The sequence below is a fragment of the Microcoleus sp. A003_D6 genome, from assembly GCF_036702825.1.
Classification (GTDB): domain Bacteria; phylum Cyanobacteriota; class Cyanobacteriia; order Cyanobacteriales; family Microcoleaceae; genus Microcoleus.
Map to the genome: position 1 here is coordinate 21338 of NZ_JAUBWA010000066.1, position 19131 is coordinate 40468.

Annotated in this window: 16 protein-coding genes; 9 read left to right on the forward strand and 7 right to left on the reverse strand. The window is 45.8% G+C overall.

Annotated elements, in window-relative coordinates:
- The first annotated feature begins 390 nt into the window (after positions 1–390).
- Complete coding sequence (locus QUB70_RS18745; RefSeq protein WP_332982644.1) at positions 391–885, forward strand: hypothetical protein; 495 nt, start codon at positions 391–393, stop codon at positions 883–885.
- Between the two features lie 76 nt (positions 886–961).
- The gene (locus QUB70_RS18750) at positions 962–1894 is read left to right on the forward strand and encodes an ROK family protein (RefSeq protein WP_332982645.1); all 933 of its coding nucleotides are present in this window, start codon (positions 962–964) and stop codon (positions 1892–1894) included.
- Positions 1895–2075: 181 nt separating this feature from the next.
- On the opposite strand, the gene QUB70_RS18755 is transcribed toward QUB70_RS18750, so the two are convergent.
- The 3 genes from QUB70_RS18755 to QUB70_RS18765 form a co-directional block, all read right to left on the reverse strand.
- Entirely contained in the window at positions 2076–2501 is a 426-nt protein-coding gene (locus tag QUB70_RS18755; RefSeq protein ID WP_332982646.1) for a hypothetical protein, read from the reverse strand.
- A 472-nt stretch (positions 2502–2973) separates the two neighbouring features.
- Positions 2974–4632, reverse strand: coding sequence for a CTP synthase (locus tag QUB70_RS18760; protein ID WP_332982648.1), 1659 nt, complete (start codon positions 4630–4632; stop codon positions 2974–2976).
- A 105-nt stretch (positions 4633–4737) separates the two neighbouring features.
- Positions 4738–5694, reverse strand: coding sequence for an Rpn family recombination-promoting nuclease/putative transposase (locus QUB70_RS18765; protein ID WP_332982649.1), 957 nt, complete (start codon positions 5692–5694; stop codon positions 4738–4740).
- Positions 5695–5964: 270 nt separating this feature from the next.
- On the opposite strand from QUB70_RS18765, the gene QUB70_RS18770 reads away from it, so the two are divergent.
- The 3 genes from QUB70_RS18770 to cutA all read left to right on the forward strand — a co-directional run bounded on the left by QUB70_RS18770 (position 5965) and on the right by cutA (position 10002).
- A complete protein-coding gene (locus QUB70_RS18770; protein WP_332982652.1) occupies positions 5965–8460 on the forward strand; it encodes a VIT domain-containing protein in 2496 nt (831 codons plus the stop codon).
- A gap of 254 nt (positions 8461–8714) precedes the next feature.
- On the forward strand, positions 8715–9611 hold the full coding sequence (locus QUB70_RS18775; protein ID WP_332982653.1) for a pentapeptide repeat-containing protein: 897 nt from the start codon (positions 8715–8717) through the stop codon (positions 9609–9611).
- Positions 9612–9669: 58 nt separating this feature from the next.
- Positions 9670–10002 (forward strand): divalent-cation tolerance protein CutA, encoded by a 333-nt coding sequence (gene cutA / locus QUB70_RS18780; protein ID WP_332982656.1) that lies wholly within the window; start codon positions 9670–9672, stop codon positions 10000–10002.
- Positions 10003–10190: 188 nt separating this feature from the next.
- Here the strand turns inward: cutA and QUB70_RS18785 are convergent, their stop codons facing one another.
- Together QUB70_RS18785 and QUB70_RS18790 are read right to left on the reverse strand one after the other, a co-directional pair.
- Positions 10191–10730: a DUF2231 domain-containing protein gene (locus QUB70_RS18785; RefSeq protein ID WP_332982658.1), complete on the reverse strand. Its 540-nt coding sequence runs from the start codon at positions 10728–10730 to the stop codon at positions 10191–10193.
- Positions 10731–10783: 53 nt separating this feature from the next.
- The gene (locus QUB70_RS18790; RefSeq protein WP_332982660.1) at positions 10784–11062 is read right to left on the reverse strand and encodes a hypothetical protein; all 279 of its coding nucleotides are present in this window, start codon (positions 11060–11062) and stop codon (positions 10784–10786) included.
- Between the two features lie 339 nt (positions 11063–11401).
- On the opposite strand from QUB70_RS18790, the gene QUB70_RS18795 reads away from it, so the two are divergent.
- On the forward strand, positions 11402–12595 hold the full coding sequence (locus QUB70_RS18795) for an NAD(P)/FAD-dependent oxidoreductase (RefSeq protein WP_332982661.1): 1194 nt from the start codon (positions 11402–11404) through the stop codon (positions 12593–12595).
- A 240-nt stretch (positions 12596–12835) separates the two neighbouring features.
- On the opposite strand, the gene QUB70_RS18800 is transcribed toward QUB70_RS18795, so the two are convergent.
- Both QUB70_RS18800 and QUB70_RS18805 read right to left on the reverse strand, forming a co-directional pair.
- Positions 12836–13954: a hybrid sensor histidine kinase/response regulator gene (locus QUB70_RS18800; protein ID WP_332982662.1), complete on the reverse strand. Its 1119-nt coding sequence runs from the start codon at positions 13952–13954 to the stop codon at positions 12836–12838.
- 4 nt (positions 13955–13958) lie between these two features.
- Positions 13959–17363 carry a PAS domain S-box protein gene (locus tag QUB70_RS18805; RefSeq protein WP_332982665.1) on the reverse strand — a complete coding sequence of 1135 codons (3405 nt, stop codon included), beginning with the start codon at positions 17361–17363 and terminating at the stop codon, positions 13959–13961.
- A gap of 798 nt (positions 17364–18161) precedes the next feature.
- Between QUB70_RS18805 and QUB70_RS18810 the strand changes: the two genes are divergently transcribed.
- From QUB70_RS18810 to QUB70_RS18820, 3 genes are all read left to right on the forward strand, one after another.
- Complete coding sequence (locus QUB70_RS18810) at positions 18162–18377, forward strand: nucleotidyltransferase domain-containing protein (protein ID WP_332982667.1); 216 nt, start codon at positions 18162–18164, stop codon at positions 18375–18377.
- Between the two features lie 101 nt (positions 18378–18478).
- Positions 18479–18757 (forward strand): HEPN domain-containing protein, encoded by a 279-nt coding sequence (locus QUB70_RS18815; RefSeq protein WP_332982669.1) that lies wholly within the window; start codon positions 18479–18481, stop codon positions 18755–18757.
- The gene (locus QUB70_RS18820) at positions 18729–18875 is read left to right on the forward strand and encodes a hypothetical protein (protein WP_332982671.1); all 147 of its coding nucleotides are present in this window, start codon (positions 18729–18731) and stop codon (positions 18873–18875) included. Before QUB70_RS18815 ends, QUB70_RS18820 begins: the two co-directional genes overlap by 29 nt.
- Positions 18876–19131: the final 256 nt, after the last annotated feature.

Consider the following 19131-nt stretch of genomic DNA (forward strand, 5'->3'; position numbering starts at 1 on the left):
GACGCACCCTACTCTATCTACTGTAATTGTAGGGTGCGTCAGTCGAGAAAAACTCAATTATTAACGATAAAACTCAAACTGACGCACCCTACTCTATCTCAATTATTAACGACTTGTAGGGTGCGTCAGTCGAGAAAAACTTAATTATTAACGATAAAACTCAAACTGACGCACCCTACTCTATCTACTGTAATTGTAGGGTGCGTCAGTCGAGAAAAACTCAATTATTAACGATAAAACTCAAGCTGACGCACCCTACTCTATCTCAATTATTAACAACTTGTAGGGTGCGTCAGTAGAGAAAAACTTAATTATTAACGATAAAACTCAAGCTGACGCACCCTACTCTATCTACTAAAATAGAAACAACCCCACATCCCAACCCCACAAATGCTAAACAAAATTTGGCAATTCCTCAAACAACTAATCCAGCGCCTATTGGGGAAAACACCCCCACCTGCGCCACCACCTGCGCCCCGCCCCACCCTCACAGACGCAGAATACGAGGCGAAATTCATGGAAATTCTCGAAGGAGTGAATCAAGGCTGGAGTAGAGGAGATGTCGCCGGATTTCTAATTGCAAAACGCCTCAAAGATGCGGAATTAGCCGCTTGGTTGCGCCGATTTGGGGTTCGATTCTTAGAGGGCGAAAGCGGCGGGGATGTCGCCGCTGCGGATGCGGTGGAATCGGTTCAGGAATTGGCGCAGCGGCTGCTGTTATTGAGTAGAATTCGTGACGGGGAATTGGGAGATGTTGCGAGAAAAATTAGCCGGGAGATATTAGCAAGATTTCCGCTACCGATAGTTGAGGATGATGTTGGGAATGGGAATGTTATTGAGGCAGTATTTGTTGGGGATGGTTTGGGTTTTTCTGGGAAAGAATAGGTTGCTACAAATATCAATTGCTTGTTAGAATAGAATATCCAAAATCCCAAGTCCCAAATCCCAAATTCCAAATCGAATGGCACAAGTAATCGGCATCGACTTAGGCGGCACCGCAATCAAACTCGGCAGATTCAGCGAAGACGGCATTTGTCACCAATCCTTAACTGTCCCAACCCCTCAACCGGCAACGCCAGAAGCCGTTTTAGCTGCAATGACGGATGCTATTTTACAACTTCAAACTCCCCCCCTTCTTAAGGGGGGGCTGGGGGGGGATCGAATAAGTGCGATCGGCATCGGCACACCAGGCCCCGCAGATGCGATCGGCAGAATAGCCAGAGTAGCAATTAACCTCAAAAACTGGCATAACGTCCCCTTAGCTGACTGGTTGGAAGCCAAAACCGGACTGCCGACAATATTAGCAAATGATGCCAACTGTGCCGGTTTAGGAGAAGCTTGGTTGGGTGCGGGACGGCACTTTAAGAACCTAATTTTACTAACTTTAGGTACAGGAGTCGGCGGTGCAGTTATCCTAGACGGCAAACTATTTGCAGGGCATCTAGGCGCGGCCGGAGAACTAGGATTGATTGCCATAAATCCAGACGGCCCGGAGTGCAACAGCGGCAATCGCGGTTCTTTAGAACAGTACGTTTCCGTGCAAGCAATCCGCCGCGAAACGGGTTTAGAACCCATAGAATTAGCAAATTTAGCTAAATCTGGAGATGCCAAATCTTTAGAATATTGGGAAAATTACGGGCGCTATCTCGGTATCGGTTTAGCAAGTATAATTTATATTTTGACGCCGGAAGCTATTATTATCGGCGGCGGAATTAGTGCCGGTGCAGAATTTTTCTTGCCGACAGTTCGAGAGGAAATTGAGCGGCGGGTATTGCCGAGTTCTCGCGAAGATTTGCAGTTATTGGTGGCTGAATTGGGCAATCAAGCAGGCATGGTAGGCGCAGCAAAATTAGCTTGGCAGCTCGCTCAAATGACTAATAGACTTGTTGCATAAGTCTTCGATCAATTGACCGCAGATGTAAAGCAGATAAACACAGATAAACGCAGATAATTTCAAGCATAGCGAGCGAATTCATGCAATCTTGTCTAATGACTAATGACTAATGACTAATGACTAATGACTAATGACTAATGACTAATGACTAATGACTAATGACTAATGACTAAGGACTTCTTCACGGCAGAGATTGCCCAGTCGTATTTTTAATGTATTCCTGAATTTTTTGATAATCGTCCGAGTTGCCTTCGCGCATGAGAATAATATTAGTTGCACTGTCAGGCAGGGAAAAGCTGATTAGCCGACCGTTCTGTTCGCAAGCAAAAGAGCTAATTCGACTCATATCGATCGCAAATTCTTTGCGGTCATAATTAATTTTAACCCACGAACCTTTAGAATTGCGGTCGATCGTTTTTTTGAGGTAATCGAGAACTTGCTTGTAAGCCTCAGAATTGCCTTGGGGATTGAGGATAATCGGCTGACTGCTATTAGGCAGCCAAAAAGTGATACGCTTGTTATCAAGTTCGCTAGAAAAAGCACTAATAGTGTCAAGGTCAATTATATATGTACTTTTCTCATAAGTAAATTTGCTCCAGTAAGCCACAACAACCCTCCTCAAACCTGCGTTTCCTGGTATTTTAGGATAGTTTGACAACTCATATCATTTTAGATTTTAGATTTTAGATGTTAGATTGGGCATGACTGATGACTATCGGGGCTTGGATCGCGGGCCTACAGTTGCATTCTTTTTTGAAACTGGTATCACCGTTGAAATCCCAGCTAAAAAGTTAAGTAAAAATATCAGCAATTTTTACCTTCTGCCTTCTCCCGAATGCCTTCTCCCTTCGGGTACTAGCCCCCCAACCCCTATGCAGCGGGTCGGGGGTAAGGTTTTACACTCGTTGAGAATGCTGCCCGATATCATGTCCGGTAAGTGCGACCCGAATCAAGTCCTATTATTGGGTTGGGCGGGTGAGTGCAATCGAGATAGTCTGCCCGATTTGAGTATTGTGTGCACTCACCCGCCCTACAGACATCCAATATATCAGAACTAATCGATCGCACATAATATCAGATCAGTTTGCGACAACTTTCCCGGCAACCAAGTCGCGACCCTCATCTTCTAAAACATCCTGCTTTCCCTGGATGCTGGCCGCCTGGATAAACCCCTGAAACAAGGGGTGGGGGGCGCTAGGTCTAGATTGGAATTCGGGGTGAAATTGACTGGCTATGAAAAAGGGATGGTTGGGCAATTCGATCATTTCTACCAATCGGCCGTCGGGAGATGTCCCGCAGACTGCATAACCTGATTCTAAGAAAAGATTGCGGTAGGCGTTGTTAAATTCGTACCGGTGGCGGTGCCGCTCGTAAATCACTTCTTTCTGATAAAGTTTGAAAGCGAGGGTGTCTGGGTTGACGCGGCACGGATACAAACCCAGTCGCATTGTACCGCCCAAATCGACTACATCTTGCTGTTCTGGCAATAAATTAATTACCGGATTTGCTGTATCCGGGTCAAATTCAGCGCTGTTGGCATCCTCTAGTTGGGCGGTGTGGCGCGCCCATTCAATCACAGCACACTGCATCCCCAAACACAATCCCAAAAATGGAATTTTGTGCTGTTTGGCGTATTGAATTGCAGCTATTTTGCCGTCTACTCCCCGAATCCCAAAACCTCCGGGTACAAGAATGCCGTTGACACCTTTGAGATAATTTTCGATATTTCCAGATTCCAAATCTTCTGAGTTGATCCAGTGCAAATTCAGGTCGCTGCCGATCGAGATTGCTGCGTGCCGCAAAGCTTCGACCACCGAAAGATAAGCATCGTTCAACCGCACGTATTTGCCAACTAAAGCAATATCAATTTTGTGATTGGGACTGTAAAGCCTGTTGACTAAAGTTTGCCACTGATGCAAATCTGGCTGGCGATGTTCGAGTTGCAGCAAATTGAGCGTTTGCTGCGCCAAACCTTCCTTTTCCATCATCAGGGGTACTTCGTAGATACTTTTAGCATCTTGAGATGTGATGACGCATTCTTCGGGCACGTTGCAGAATTCCGACAATTTCTGTTTCATGCCCAAAGACAGCGGGCGATCGCACCGACATACTAAAATATCTGGTTGAATGCCGATCGACCGCAATTCCTTCACCGAATGCTGAGTCGGTTTAGTTTTCATCTCCCCAGCCGAAGGAATCCAAGGTATCAGCGTGACGTGCATATACACAACATTTTGTCGCCCGACATCCTTGCGAAACTGGCGAATTGCCTCCAAAAACGGCAAAGATTCAATATCTCCCACCGTTCCGCCAATTTCCGTAATCACGACATCGGGATTAGTATTTTTTGCTACCCGGTGAATTCGCTCTTTAATCTCGTTAGTGATGTGCGGAATCACCTGCACCGTGCTCCCCTGATACTCACCGCGGCGTTCTTTGTTGATCACCGCTTGATAAATGGAACCCGTGGTGACGCTGTTGAGGCGAGACATGGAAGTATCGGTAAAACGCTCGTAGTGCCCCAAATCGAGGTCAGTTTCCGCACCGTCTTGCGTGACAAAGACTTCTCCGTGCTGAAACGGGCTGAGAGTGCCGGGGTCAACGTTAATATAGGGGTCTAGCTTCAAAATCGAGACAGAATAGTCCCGCGACTTCAATAGGCGGCCCAAGGAAGCAGCGACAATTCCCTTGCCGATGCTGGAAACCACGCCGCCGGTCACAAACACAAATTTGCTCATAGGATTTTCGACTTTAGATGTTTCAATGTCAGGTCAGACTCAAATGTGACATAGGTAATCCATAAGGGCAACCACGGGGGATTGCCCCTACACCCATTTGGCCTATCATTGAGGATTGTTATGTGCTTGCAACCAAGTTGTCAAATCTGACAAGGTGGCAAAGTCTAATACAGCCTCTCCTAAACTCTCTAATTCCTCAACGGATAACTGACTTATACAGGCTTGGATATCCGGCGACAGTGCGCCTACACTACGTTCCAACTGGCGAGTAATTAATCGCAAATTCCCTTGTTTGATACCTTGCTCGATACCTTGTTCGATACCTTGTTCGATACCTTCTGCAAGGGCTATTTTGGTAGCTAGACTAATGGAGCCACGCTGGTCTTGAATCCAGATTTCTCGCTTATCTAACTCATCTAGTTCCTGAGCATTTAGATTCGCTGTACTGGCAATTTTAAAAGCCTGTTTCAGTTCCTGTACATTTCCCAATTCTTCGGGAACAGACTGTAAAGCTTGAGCTGTTTTCATGAAGTATATCCACTTATCTGTCAAGGTTTCTAATTCATCTAGTCCCTTGTTGAATTTTGGTAACTCCACAAACACCAGCTCAAATTGATCCGCTAGATAATCTACTAAAAATGTCTTTTCTTTGAAAATGAAGTGCGAAATCACTGTGTCCATGTTCTCAAACATTTTAAAATCTGTAATTGTCAGAGCAATCACAGGGTTTAAATGGCTGTAGCCACTTCCTGTGCTTAACTGCATTGAATAAGTTTTAGTTGCATTATACAAAACCCGCTGCTGAAAGTATTCTACATTCAAAACCTGCATTTCAATAATCACAGTTTTGTCACCAGTAATCTTGGCTTTAACATCCAAGTAAGTATCTTTTATCCCTTTAATGTTTGGAGCTAAATAGGGGTCGATAATTTCTAAATCTTCGATAACTGGCTGTGCTTCGTAGAGGAGCGCATTCAAGAAACTAATCAAAATGTCTTTACTGTCAGCAGAGCCGAAGATTTTTTTAAAGGCAAAGTCGGTTTTGGGGTTGATGAAATTCATGGTAATTACAATTTATTAGGATTTGAGGGATTTCGGTTAGAGCTATTTAATAGTCGTCTAACTTAATTATACAATCTTGCAGGTTAGGCTGGATCGCCCGTTGGCGAAGCCCGCCCCTACGGGGGCTACGCCAACGAAGAGGATCGACCAAACCTACTGGTGTTTGCAGCCCGTTCCTTCACTTTTCCCAAAAAGCTAACTCAGGAACGTTTCGCCAATGGTAAGGTCATGGTAAACGAAGCATCTCAAATCTGAAGAGAAAAAACAGCTATGAAGTTTGTCTGCGTTATATCCCCTCAACAATTGCTTTCTGCTGGTATCGCATTGCTCGCGGCGATCCTCTTCGAGGGCTTCGCTAACGAGTGCGGCGCGTGGTTCGCTCCCAATGCGGCGCGGGCACAAGATCCGGGAGAAAATTATTTGTCTGTGTCGCCGAAAATCCTCGCTAGTAACGATGTGAATTGCAATGACGGACGATCGCCCCAAAGTCGCTGTCCAGTCGGCGGTTTGTTCGTCAAAACTCAAAATACGACCCCAGAACAAGTCTTTCCTCTCAAGCAGACTGAAGTTAAAGCCAAAATTGCTGGCAATATCTCCCGCGTCGAAGTTGTTCAGAAGTTTGAAAATCCTTTTCCCGAATCTTTAGAAGCTGTTTATGTCTTTCCTTTGCCCGACGAAGCGGCGGTGGATGACATGGAAATTAAAATCGGCGATCGCATTATAAAAGCTGATATCAAACGGCGCGATGAAGCTTTGGAAATTTACCAAAAAGCCAGACAGCAAGGCCGGACTGCGGGTTTGTTGGAACAAGAACGCGATAATATTTTTACTCAGTCTCTCGCTAATATCAAACCGGGAGAAAAAATTGAAGTTACGATTCGCTACACGGAAAGTCTCAAGTTTGCTGGCGGCGATTACGAATTTGTGTTTCCTATGGTGGTAGGGCCTCGCTATGTTTCGGGAAATACGACCGATCCCGATCGCATTAACCCGCCTGTCTTGCCTCCCGGAACGCGATCGGGCCACAATATCGGTGTTTCAGTAGAAATAGATGCCGGAGTTGCGATCGGCGATGTCCGCTCTACTTCCCATCAAATTACAACTGACCGCAGCGGCAATATTGTGCGAGTCCAATTAGCTAACTCTGACACAATTCCCAATAAAGATTTAATTCTGCGCTATCGAGTGGCGGGGGAAAATACTCGGGCAACTATTTTGACTCAATCGGACAAGCGGGGCGGTCATTTTGCTACTTATCTGATTCCGGCCTTAAACTACAAAACTAATGAAATTGTACCTAAAGATGTCGTGTTTCTGATGGACACTTCCGGTTCTCAGCAGGGCGAACCGCTGGCAAAATCTAAGGAGTTGATGCGCCGCTTCATTCAAGGGCTGAATCCCAAGGATACTTTTACTATTATTGATTTTGCCAACACGGCGAAAGCGCTTTCAACTACTCCTTTAGCGAATACTGCGGAAAATCGACAAAGCGCAATGAATTATATCGATCGGTTGCAGGCTAACGGCGGCACAGAACTGCTCAACGGCATTCAAACTGTGATGAATTATCCTGCGGCAAAAACAGAAAGGCTGCGGAGTATTGTACTAATTACCGACGGTTATATTGGTAATGAAAAAGAAGTGCTTGCCCTGGTTCAAAGGAGTCTGAAACCGGGAAATCGACTTTATAGTTTTGGTGTCGGCAGTTCGGTGAATCGGTTTTTGCTCAACCGTTTGGCAGAAGTGGGAAGAGGCACGTCTCAAGTAATTCGTCAAGATGAACCGTCAGCAGAAGCAGCAGAAAAGTTTTTCCGTCAAATTAACAGTCCGGTACTGACTAATATTCAAATTAGTTGGGAAGGAATGGGGGAAAAACCGGAAATTTATCCGATCGCACCTCCAGACTTGTTTGCGAGTCAGCCGCTGGTTTTGTTTGGCAAAAAGACCGATCGATCCCCCGGCCAACTTCGCATCCGCGGCACTCAAGCTGGTGGCAAAGCTTACGAACAGATTTTACCCGTCAATTTTGCTCAATCAGCCGGCGCGCGGCAGCGGGAGTCTACTTCAGTCGCAGCAACGGCTACGGATTTTGGCAATCCGGCGGTAGCTCAGCTTTGGGGTCGATCGCGGATTAAAGATTTAATGAATCAAATGTTTGGCGGCGAGACGAAATCTCTGGTGGAAGCTGTGACTAATACTGCTTTGACTTATCGCTTGCTGTCGGAATACACGGCTTTTGTGGCTGTGAGCGAAGAAGTGCGAGTCGAACCCGATGGATCTAGTCGTAGGGTGCAAGTGCCTGTGGAATTGCCGCAGGGTGTCAGCTATGAAGGTATTTTCGAGCCGGAAGCTGCCGAGTCAACTAGGGGCGGCATTAGGAGCGTTACACCGACTCGCAGCCCGCTACCGGTGAGCCCAGTTCCTGTTATGCCGCGGCAGCGAGGTGACGGTGAGTCGCAACGCTTGCAGCCAAAGGCTTCTCGCTGGGAAGTAGTCAGTGCCGAAGGGTTGGATGCCGGGGCGATCGCCGCTTTGACTCAATACCTGCAATCTGTTAATCTCCCGGCGGGGGTTAGCGGTGAAACGGTGTGGGAGTTATCGGTACAAGACGGCCGCGTTGCTCGAGTGGCGATAGATACTCAAAGCTCGACGCTGCAAGCAACAGACGCCGTAGAGACTCTCAAGAATGCCTTGAGTTCCTGGCAACCTCCCGCAGGATTCAAGGGCAAGCTGCGCCTGAAGTTGCGAATTACGGTCGATCGTTAAGGAATGACTATCTATGTCAAGAAACATTAACTTTTAAGTCAAAAGTACCGAAAGGGCGATCTCTACCGTGAAGAATATATAAAATCTTTATTAAGAGATCGCCTTTAAACAGAAAGTAATGTTAACAAGATTTATACAGTTTGAGGCAAACGCTGAAACAGTCTAATTTCTGAAACAGTCTAATTTCTGAAACAACCTTAAGATTAGAGATTTCTCGATCCGAAACCCCCCAATCATAGAAGGTATCACGCCCTATGGAAGTTAGCGAACTGCTCAACAATTACGAAAAAGGACAAAGAGACTTTACTGGAGCCGATCTGGGCGGGGCAAACCTCAGCGGAGCAATCTTAATCGGAGTCAACCTTTCGCGAGCTAATCTTTCCGGGGCGAACCTCAGCAGAGCGTTTCTCACCAAAGCAACACTCAAAGCCGCACAGATGCAAAGAACAAATCTATGTTTTGCCAAAATGGGCGAAACCCAACTATCGGGCGCAGATTTGACAAAAGCCAATCTCAGCGGAGCTTTTTTGGTAAAAGCAAAATTGCCGAGAGTAAAGTTAAGCGGCGCAACTTTAACCGGCGCAAACCTGCGCGGTGCTGTGTTGTGGAATGCCAACTTGTGCAGCGCTGACTTGCAATTAGTTAACTTGCTGGGCGCAAATCTGACGCGAGCTAATTTTAAATGGGCAAACCTTTACGGTGCAAAGCTCAACAGTGCAAAACTTTTTGGAGCTCAATTAACCGGAGTCAGTTTGCGGCGAGCGCAGTTGACAGGGGTGAATCTCTGCGGTGCAGATTTGAGCGGCGTTAACGTGAGCGAAGCTAAACTCATGGGAGCTAATTTGGAAGGCTCGAATTTGGCGGGGGCGAATTTCAGCGCGGCTCAGTTGCGGGGAGTGAAATTGGCGGGAGCAAACTTAACCGGGGCTAAGTTGAGAGGAAGTTGTTTGAGAGGGGCAAATCTGAATTGGGCAAAGCTGTGTCAAGCTGATTTGATGGCAGCAGATTTGAGCGAGGCGACGTTAATAGGAGCTAATTTAGATAATGCTTTGTTGGCGGGAGCTATTTTGCCGGAATCTACTAGGCGCTATTTTTCCTTAGCAGGGGCGGGCAGAGTCAATTCTTGGGAAGTTAATGAGATTAACTGTTGACTGTTGACTGTTGACTGTTGACTGTTGACTGATGACTGATGACTGATAATTAATAACTATGACAATTAATTTTGGGGTGGTGCTGGTAACTGCGGCATCGGAGGTGGAGGCGGAGAATATCGCGAAATCTCTAGTTGAAAACAAGCTGGCTGCTTGTGTGAGTTTGTCGCCAATTCGCTCGATTTATACTTGGCAAGGCGAGATTAAGGCTGAGTCAGAGTGGCAGTTGGTAATTAAAACTGATTTGGCTAAATTTGAGGCTTTAAAAACAAAAGTTCAGGAACTCCATTCCTATGAAGTTCCCGAAATTATTGCTATTCCTATTATCGCTGGCAGCGATGCTTATCTGAATTGGCTGGGACAATCTTTAAGTTTGCAGTCAGGACTTTAGTCCTGCATTATCCAATAGACCTCTTGCAAAAATAATTAGGACGGGCTCTCCGGCCCATCCCACAAGAAAAATAACTCTTGTGGGATGGGCCGGAGAGCCCGTCCCATTAATTGATGAAAAGGATTTTTGCAAGAGGTCTATTATCCAGTGAAGAGGGACTGAAGTCCCTACTAAAAATGGTCAGAAACCTACGAATTATGACTGGTAGGGCCGATGACGCCGACTTTGTGGCGAAAACTTAGTTCGCCGCCGAACCAGCCTGTAATGCCCAGCAAGGTTGCCACGACGATCGATATTGCTAAACCTGTAAAGACGATCGGCTCAGCCGGATTTCCTTGCCGCAACACCAGGTTAATCAGGGAAAGTACCAGAGCCGCCACATTGCCGCCCATGTGCAACCAACCTGCACTGCGATCGCGCACTCTTTTAATTTTGAAAAAATCTAAAAAACCCGTGATTCCCGCCAAAATCCCCGCACCAAAACCGGCACCGATCAGCCAAACCGAAGCTCTCGCCCAAAACGGATCGCTTGTCAGCCAATAACCGATATCGGTGCCGGCGGCTCCTACTAAAAAGGCTACCGGAAACACGATCAGCACTGGGTGGAGGGGATGACCTGCAACTGAAACTGTACTTGTAATCCCAGCGTCGCGATACTCTTTGTCGTCACTTTCGAGAATCGGCGGAATATTGGGATAGGGCGTATTATTTATTTGATTTGTTTCCATGATTTCTAGCGATCGGTGTTCTACCTACAAAGCCCGTTTTTATTGAATTGAACTTAATCCCAAATCCGCTCGCCATTTTCGTCAACGCGGGCCTGCCGAATTACGTCGGAAATTTCATCGGCGTCTTTGACGTGGTGCAAAGCTTTCTTTTCCCCATCCGGTTCTTCTACAACCACATAAGTTGGAACTGTCACAACATCTCCCGTGATGTCGGGCACGTGGTCAACTGCCAGTTGCTGGGCTTTTTCTTCGATGGTTTGCGGCTCGTCGGAAATGCGATCGCCCGGATTGACAGTGCGCTCCATATCTTTGCCTGGTTTGTCGATACTCATAAAAACCTCTCTGGTATTTCTACTTTTTTGCTGACTCTAATTCCTACTATTGAACGAAAAATCTCCCTGCACAAACATCTCCCGACGGGTGGAAGTTTCAGTTAGGGCGATCGCAGGCAGCCTCTACCTACAGGAAGAGGCTTTTCGGCTGGTTCCGAAAAAACTTAAGGTAAAATCTAATGGATCGCGAATTAAATAACTTACAATTTTAATTGTTATAGTGGGATGGGCGTCTCGCCAGTCCAAAAAGGACGGGCGAGACGCCCATCCCACTTTCCTTGTGGAAGTTATTTAATTCTCATTCCTAAGCATGATATTTTCCTTCCCTTTGAGTTGCTCATGAAAAGTTACGATTGGATTGTTGTCGGCGGCGGCATTACGGGTGCGTCACTGGGTTACGAACTGGCAAAAAAAGGTTTTGCTGTGCTGCTTTTGGAACGAGATGCTGCCATGCAAAATGCGACTCGTTTTAGTTACGGCGGCTTGGCTTATTGGTCGGGGACGACTGATTTAACTCGTCAATTGTGTCGGGAAGGTATCGAACGCCACCGCAATTTATCGGCGGAATTAGATGCTGATACTGAGTTTCGCGAGTTGGATTTGTTGCTGACAATTGATGCGGGTACTGATGCCGAAAAAGTTGCGGCTAATTACGCGGATTTTGCGATTGTTCCGCAGCTTTTGAGTGTTGCAGAAGCTGGCGAGTTGGAACCTTTGCTGAATAAAAGTGCGATCGCGGGAGCCCTGACTGTGCGCCACGGTCACATTTCGCCGACTGCCACAAATAAAGCTTATTGTCAAGGGTTTGTGCGGTTGGGAGGCACTATAGAATTTGCTGAAGTAATTGGGTTTATAGAAGAGGGAAATCGGATTTCGGGAGTCAAGACGGCGCAGGGAATTTATCGTTGTGAAAATGCTGTGGTTTGTGCTGGAGGTTGGAGTCGGAGTTTGCTGAAGGCTGCTGGTATTTCTGTGGGAGTTTATTTTACTCGCGCGGAGATTTTGTCAACTGCACCTGTGGATTTGAAACTCAGGACTTTGGTGATGCCTGCGCTATTAAAACGTTTTGAATTGGAAGCTGAATCGAGTAGAATTGAGGTGGATTTTCTTTGGGATGAACCGGGTAAAGAGTTGCTGTCGCCGATTTTAGATTCGGGTGCAATTCAGTTTAATGATGGGAGTTTGCGGATCGGGCAATTGTCTCGCACTTTGAGCGATTTGAATGCTAAAGTCGATCGCCAAACTAGCGAAAAGGCAATTCGTGCAGGTATCGGCAAAGTTTTGCCTGCTTTGGAAAATTTACCGGCAACTTGGCACGAGTGTATTGTGGCATTTAGCGCCGATCAGTTGCCCGTAGTGGGAGAAATTCGAGCTCGCCCTGGATTGCACGTTTTTTCGGGTCTCAGCAATCCTTTGACTATTGTACCTGCTTTGGCGGAGCGATTTGCTAATTGGGCGGGGGGAGAAGAAGATAGGGCGATGGCTTACGCCCCGCTACGCTACGAGCTTTTGTCTCCCAATAGATTTGCTTAAAATAACTAATTTTAACTGTTAGCTTTTAACTGTTAGTGAGGAGAGGGCGGGTTTATGTATATTGTTAGTTGGAATTATAGATGGTTGGTGAACCCGCCCCTACAGATTCGCTCATACAATAATAATAATACATCTAAAATATCAAGATTGGTAGGGGCGGGTTCACCCAAATTTCAATCATCAAATTGCAGGACTCAAAAACCCGCCCCCTCCCATCGCTTAATGACTAATGACTACTGACTAATGACTACTGACTAACAAAGGCAGCGCGACAATAAATGTAGTACCTTTGCCGATCGCACTTTCCACACTTATTGTACCGCCGTGCAGGTCAACGATGTGTTTGACAATGCAGAGTCCCAAACCCGATCCTTTAATCTTGCCTACATTAGCACCCCGTTCAAACTGCTGAAATAATCTCCCCTGATATTCCGCTGTCATGCCAATTCCTTCATCTCGAACGCAAAAAATTACTTGTTTATCTTCACAGCTTAATTCTAGACTGACAGTGCCACCATTTGGAGAATATTTTATAGCATTTGACAGCAAATTAGTGAGGAGGTGTTGCAGCAGTTTGGCATCCAGATTAGCTGGCAAATTTTCTGTTAGACTGCGGAAAGTGACGAAGTGTTTTTGAGTGGCGATAGGTTGCAGTTCTTCTAAAATAGATTTGCACAAATCAATCAGATTTACAGGTTTTAAATTTAATAATATTCTCCCTGAGTCTGCCTTGCTAATCATTAAAATATCCTCCAGCAATCCACTCATACTGCTGACCGCTTTTTTAATGCGATCGACATTTTTATTTGTGGTTCCTGGCTTCCCTTGCAAGTCTGAATCTTCCAGCATCTCAGCCGATAGCTGTATCGTAGTTAAAGGAGTGTTTAAATCGTGGTATACCATTGAAATAAATCGCGATTCGTTTTCGCTTTTTGCTGCTGCTAGTGCAATTATTTTTTGCATTCTAACTGCTTCTTGATGTTTGCTCAGCGCTATCTTGATGGTGGCGTGCAGTTCTCTTTGTTTAAACGGTTTGAGGAGGTAGCCGTAAGAGCCAGTATTTTCGGCTCGCTGCAAAGTTTCGTCGTCGGCGTATGCAGTTGTATAGATAATTGGCATATCTAATTCTTGATTAATTATTGCTGCTGTTTCTATGCCGTCAATGTCGCCTTTGATGACTATATCCATTAAGATTAAATCTGGTTTCATTTCGCCTGCGCGCTGGATGGCATCTGCTCCTGAAGAAACGATGTCGGCGATTTTATATCCCAATTTTTCTAATTTTGGAGATAAATTTTTAGCAATTAACAGTTCGTCTTCTACAATCAAGATACTAATTAATTTTTCGGGGAAATTCATATTTTTACAACCTTTGAAAGTAGTTTAATTCGTTAAACTTCAAGTGAAATGTTGTGCCAAATTGTCTTGAAAGTTCGATGGTTCCTTCTAACTGCTCGGTTAAAGTGCAGACAACTTGAAACCCCATCGAGTTAGTTTTCCGAAAATCTAAGTTTTGAGGAAAGCCAATGCCGTTGTCCTTAACGAAAAGGTGGATTGACCGATCGCCCGTTTGATAGCATTCTACACTAACTGTACCCGTTGTGCCATCAGGAAAAGCGTGTTTCAGGGTATTTGAAACCAATTCATTAGCAATTAAACCGCAGGGAGTAGCCGTTTCAAGATTTAGGAAAATTGGTTCCGCTAATACCTGCAACTGAATGCGGTTGTCGCTAATATTGTAAGAGTGAAACAAGTTACTTACCAAATCTTCGAGATATTCGCCAAAATTAATTTGCGCCAGGTTGGTCGATCGGTACAGTTTCTCGTGAATCAGAGCCATAGAATAAAGCCGATTCTGACTTTCTTCAAACATTTTGGCTAATTGCGGGTCGGCAACTGTGTTCGATTGCAGTTCTAACAGACTGGCAACTACGCAGAGGTTGTTTTTGACGCGGTGGTGAACTTCTTTGAGCAAAATTTCTTTTTCTTTGAGGGAGTTTTTCAAATTTGCTTCCGCTTGTTTGCGATCGCTCAGTTCAGCTTGCAGTTGCTGGTAGAGTAGAGATTGCTGAATGGCGATCGCCAATTGATTCACCAACTGCTGAAATAAATTGATTTCCCATTCTTGCCAATCCCTGGGGCGCGAGCACTGGTGGGCAATCAGCAATCCCCAAAGTTGGCTGTGCTGAATAATCGGCACTACTAACTTTGCCCTAACTTCAATCTGTTTCATAAACTCCACCACACAAGGTGTCATGCAGGGGTCATCTAGTTCGGAGATCGCACAAATTCGCCCTTGCATATAAAGCTGATAACTTTGGGCCGGAAAAACCTCTTCGCCAAAATATCTATTCACGAGTTGGCTGCATCCTTCTGCCACGGCTTCAGCAATGACTCGCCCGCCCTTTTTGGGTAAAATTTGATAAACCAAAACTCGATCGGCTAACAATACTTGCTGGAGTTCCGCAACCGTGGTGTTGAGAATTTCCTCTAATTGCAAAGACTGGCGGACGCGGCGGGCGATCGCCTCCACGAGCCGTTCTTGCTCGAACTGCTGCCCCCTGGCGATTTCGGCATATTTAGAATTGCTGATATCGGCGGCGTAACCAATAATTTCGATCGGAATACTCCTGCTGTCAACCAATAGTTTTAGTTCCGTCCGCAGCCAGCGGTAAAGTCCGTCTATGTGCAGAAAGCGGTAGTCGCAAATGCAATTTTTACCCTCGGACAAATCAGAAAAGTTTACTATAAATTGTGACCGATCTTCAGGGTGAATGCGGCTCAACCAAAAGTTAGGATCTGCTAACAGTTCTTGTGGGTCGTAACCAACGATTGCCTTAACATTGTCGCTGATGTAAGTAGTACAAAAATCCCCCGCCGGTGCGGCAGTAAAAATTACCGCCGGATTAGAAGCCAGTAAAAATTGCAGGCGTTCTTTTAACTGCTGCAATTCCATTTCTGCCCGCTTGCGGTAACTGATATCTTCGATCGCCCCCATGAGAAAGAGAGGAATGCCTTCGCGGTCGCGGATCAGCGTCACCGTCAAGTTTGCCCACATCAGCTCGCCATTCTTCTTAATCAAGCGTTTTTCCATTTGGAAGCGAGAAATATTGCCCTCAACCAACTGCTTGACTTGCTCGACCTCTGCTTCTAAATCTTCTGGATGAGTGAGTTCAGTAAAAGTCATGTTCGCCAACTCCGCATCGCTATAGCCCAACATCTGGCGGTGAGCTTCATTCACTTCGATCGTGCGGTAGTCGCGCACGCTTGCCAAACAGATCGCCATCGGAGCATCGTCAAATAAGTTGCGAAACTTTTCCTCGCTCTTTTGCAGTGCAGCTTCTGCGTGTTTGCGAGCGGTAATGTCTCGGGCGACCCACATCACCCGATCGACCCCCAGCGGCGAAATACTGCCCTCAAACCAGATTAACTTGCAGCCAATTTCCCTGCTGTATTCAACTCTGTGGGTTTGACCAGATGCCAAAGTTTGGCGAATGTGGCCCAGGGCAAAATTAGCTTCCGCTTCTGGGAAGATGTCGGCGAGGGTTTTACCCAGCACTTCAGGAGCTGGTTTGTACAGCGGTTCGGGAGCCGTGGGGGCAACTTTGAGGTAGCGGCCCGTTGCGTCGAAAACCAGCACGATATCCGTCATGGCATTAAACAGCGCCAGCAGTTCTGCTTCGGAGTTTTGCAGTTTTTCTGCGGTCAATTTACCTGCTAATACGGCTTGTTTGTAGCGTTCAGTCCGTTGCTGGACTCGCTGTTCTAACTCTGCGTTGAGTTGTTGCAAAGCGGTTTCTGCAAGCGTGCGATCGCTCACATCTCGACCCACAGCTTGATACTCAACGATTTTTCCTGTCTCGTCAAAGATTGCGCGATCGATCCACTGTTGAGTGCGAATTTCGCCGCTCGGCAAAATTGCTCGGTGTTCGGAAGTAAAAAAAGGCTTGTCGGGAGATAATAAATTATATTGCTCCAGAAAAGATTCTCGGTCTTGCTCTAAAATCAGCGGCAGGAAGCTGTTACCGAGCAAGTCTTCTGGTTGCACACCAAAATAACGACAGTAAGCTTGATTGACAAATGTCCTTCTGCCATCGGGGAGGTAGCGGCAAATCAGTTCGGTTTGGTCTTCCACAATTGCCCGGTAGCGGGCTTCGCTCTCTTGCAGGGCCTTTTCGGCATTTTGGCGATCGCAGACTCGTTTTTTTAGTTCACAATTGCCGTCTAACAGTTCGGATTGTTCTGGGAGTTTTGCCGCTTCTTGGTGCAGTGCCTCCATCCAGCTATACATTGCTGGGCGAATCCTTTTTTCGCTGACTAAACCTACGGGCTGACCCCGTTCGTCCACAATTGGCAAGTAATCGATCGAGTATTGACAAAATAGCTTAAATGCGGTCAAAATATCTGTAAATTCTGATTCTTTTAAAACAATTAAATTCCGCGTCATTGCGTCGGCAACTTTCATGCCTTGCCATCCATATTCGGCGGAGGCTAAGTTCAGCACATCTCCCGGGCTTAGCAATCCGACTAGCTGATTTTCATCGACAACTAAGACGCAACTAATTGATGCTGTTACCGTTGCGTTTGAGTGCGGCGGTGAATTTGGCAGCCGACAAGGGTTTCTCGCCCGACGCATCAGGGCGATCGCATCTTCGAGCGATGTTGAGGGCGCAACCGTCACAGGATGGCGATCGACAACTTCGTCGGGCGATTCCCTGCGGGATAGCTTCGCTTCACGTAAATTTGCCGCCAACTTAGCAAGTTCCATAAGTCTTGACCTAAAATTATTCCTAATTAACTTTAGCAACACTTTTCGCGATCGGTCAGCGGTCATCAGTCGTCATATCATTTCCTGTAAAATAACCGTTATAAGCCAAGTAGTGAGGACTTCAGTCCGAGCGAGTTTTATGAGAAGTAAAATTCTTACTACGACCCTATTTGATTGCCGTCGTTTTAGCGGAGATCGTATCATATCATAGGAATTCCGGCCACTGAGGTACTTTTGATGCTTTTTTCATCAATTGCCATCAACTCTCCAGGATTGACAGATAATGTCTGTTGTGACCATATATTAAAAAGAACGGCAAGTATCTCAAAATCTCATGAGTGAATTACCTTTCTAAAAAAAAAGTTGAGTCTGACGGGAAGCGAATATCTGACGGAACGTCTAAAAGTTTTATGAGAGTTGCTCGATGATTTTTGGAAAAATCAACCCTCATGCTTATATCCCCAATATTCCGTCGTACAACTGCCTAATAAAATTATCGTCAGTAGACCTCTTGCAAAAATCCTTTTAATCAAATTCTGGAACGGGCTCTCCGGCCCATTCCACAAGAAAAAATAACTCTTGTGGGATGGGCATCTTGCCCGTCCTAGTTATTTTTGCAAGAGGTCTAGTATCAGCCGCTTAGGATCGCGAATTAAATAACTTACAATTTTAATTGTTATTGTGGGATGGGCGTCTCGCCCGTCCAAAAAGGGCGGGCGGGACGCCCAACCCCTACTCCCCACTTTCAAGAGTGTAAGTTATTTAATTCTCATTCCTAAATACAACGGCTCATAAAACATGAATGAACAAATCCAAACAATTATCACAAAAACTCAGCAAGGTCTAAAAAAACTTTACGGCGAACAATTAGACAAAATTGTTTTGTTTGGCTCCCAAGCTAGAGGTGATGCTAGACGAGACTCGGATATCGACATCTTAATTGTTCTAAAAAATCCCTTTGACTGCTCTCAAGAAAGCGAGCGAATTAGTATTTTAATTGCCGATTTATGTTGAGAATATAATGTGCTGATTAGCTGTGCATTTACCACTAACGAGCAATTTCATCACCACAATAATGCTTTCTTTCGCAACATTCGTCAAGAAGGGTTGGCGGTATGACTCCAGAACAACAAATATTACTGGATAAAGCAAATAGAAGTTTGCAAGCGGCGAGAGACTTGAACAACACAGGTTTTCCTGAATTTGCGACTTCCCGTGCTTGCTATTCGATGTTTTATATCGCCACAGCATTTTTAGAAGCTGAAGGACTATCCTATTCGCGACACTCAGCCGTCATCGCTGCTTTTGGAGAACGCTTCGCTCGCACTAATCGAGTTCCGGTAGAACTGCACCGCTACCTAATTGATGCTGAAAGAGCTCGTCGATCGAGCTGATTATGATGTCGATCCAAATATAACAGAAACCGATGCCGAACAACTGATATCGCGGACAGAATACTTTCTCAATTTTGCGATCGCTAATATTGATTCGCTTCTTCCACCATCTCCTTAAATGATATCGAATATTTGGTTGAGGATTGCTTGTGACTGCGGGTTTTCACTTTTTGCGCTTGCCTAGAGAGCCTAAGCTGTTCTGAATTTAAATTGTATGTGAAAAAACAATCAAACTCTTGTGGGGAGTAGGGTTGGGCGTCCCGCCCGCCCTGAATATACAATTTAAATGCGCGAGAGCTTATAGGAAATACCCTGAAAACCCCGTGACTTCAGTCCGGGGATGAAAGGGAGTTGCAGGATTTATCCTGCCTACT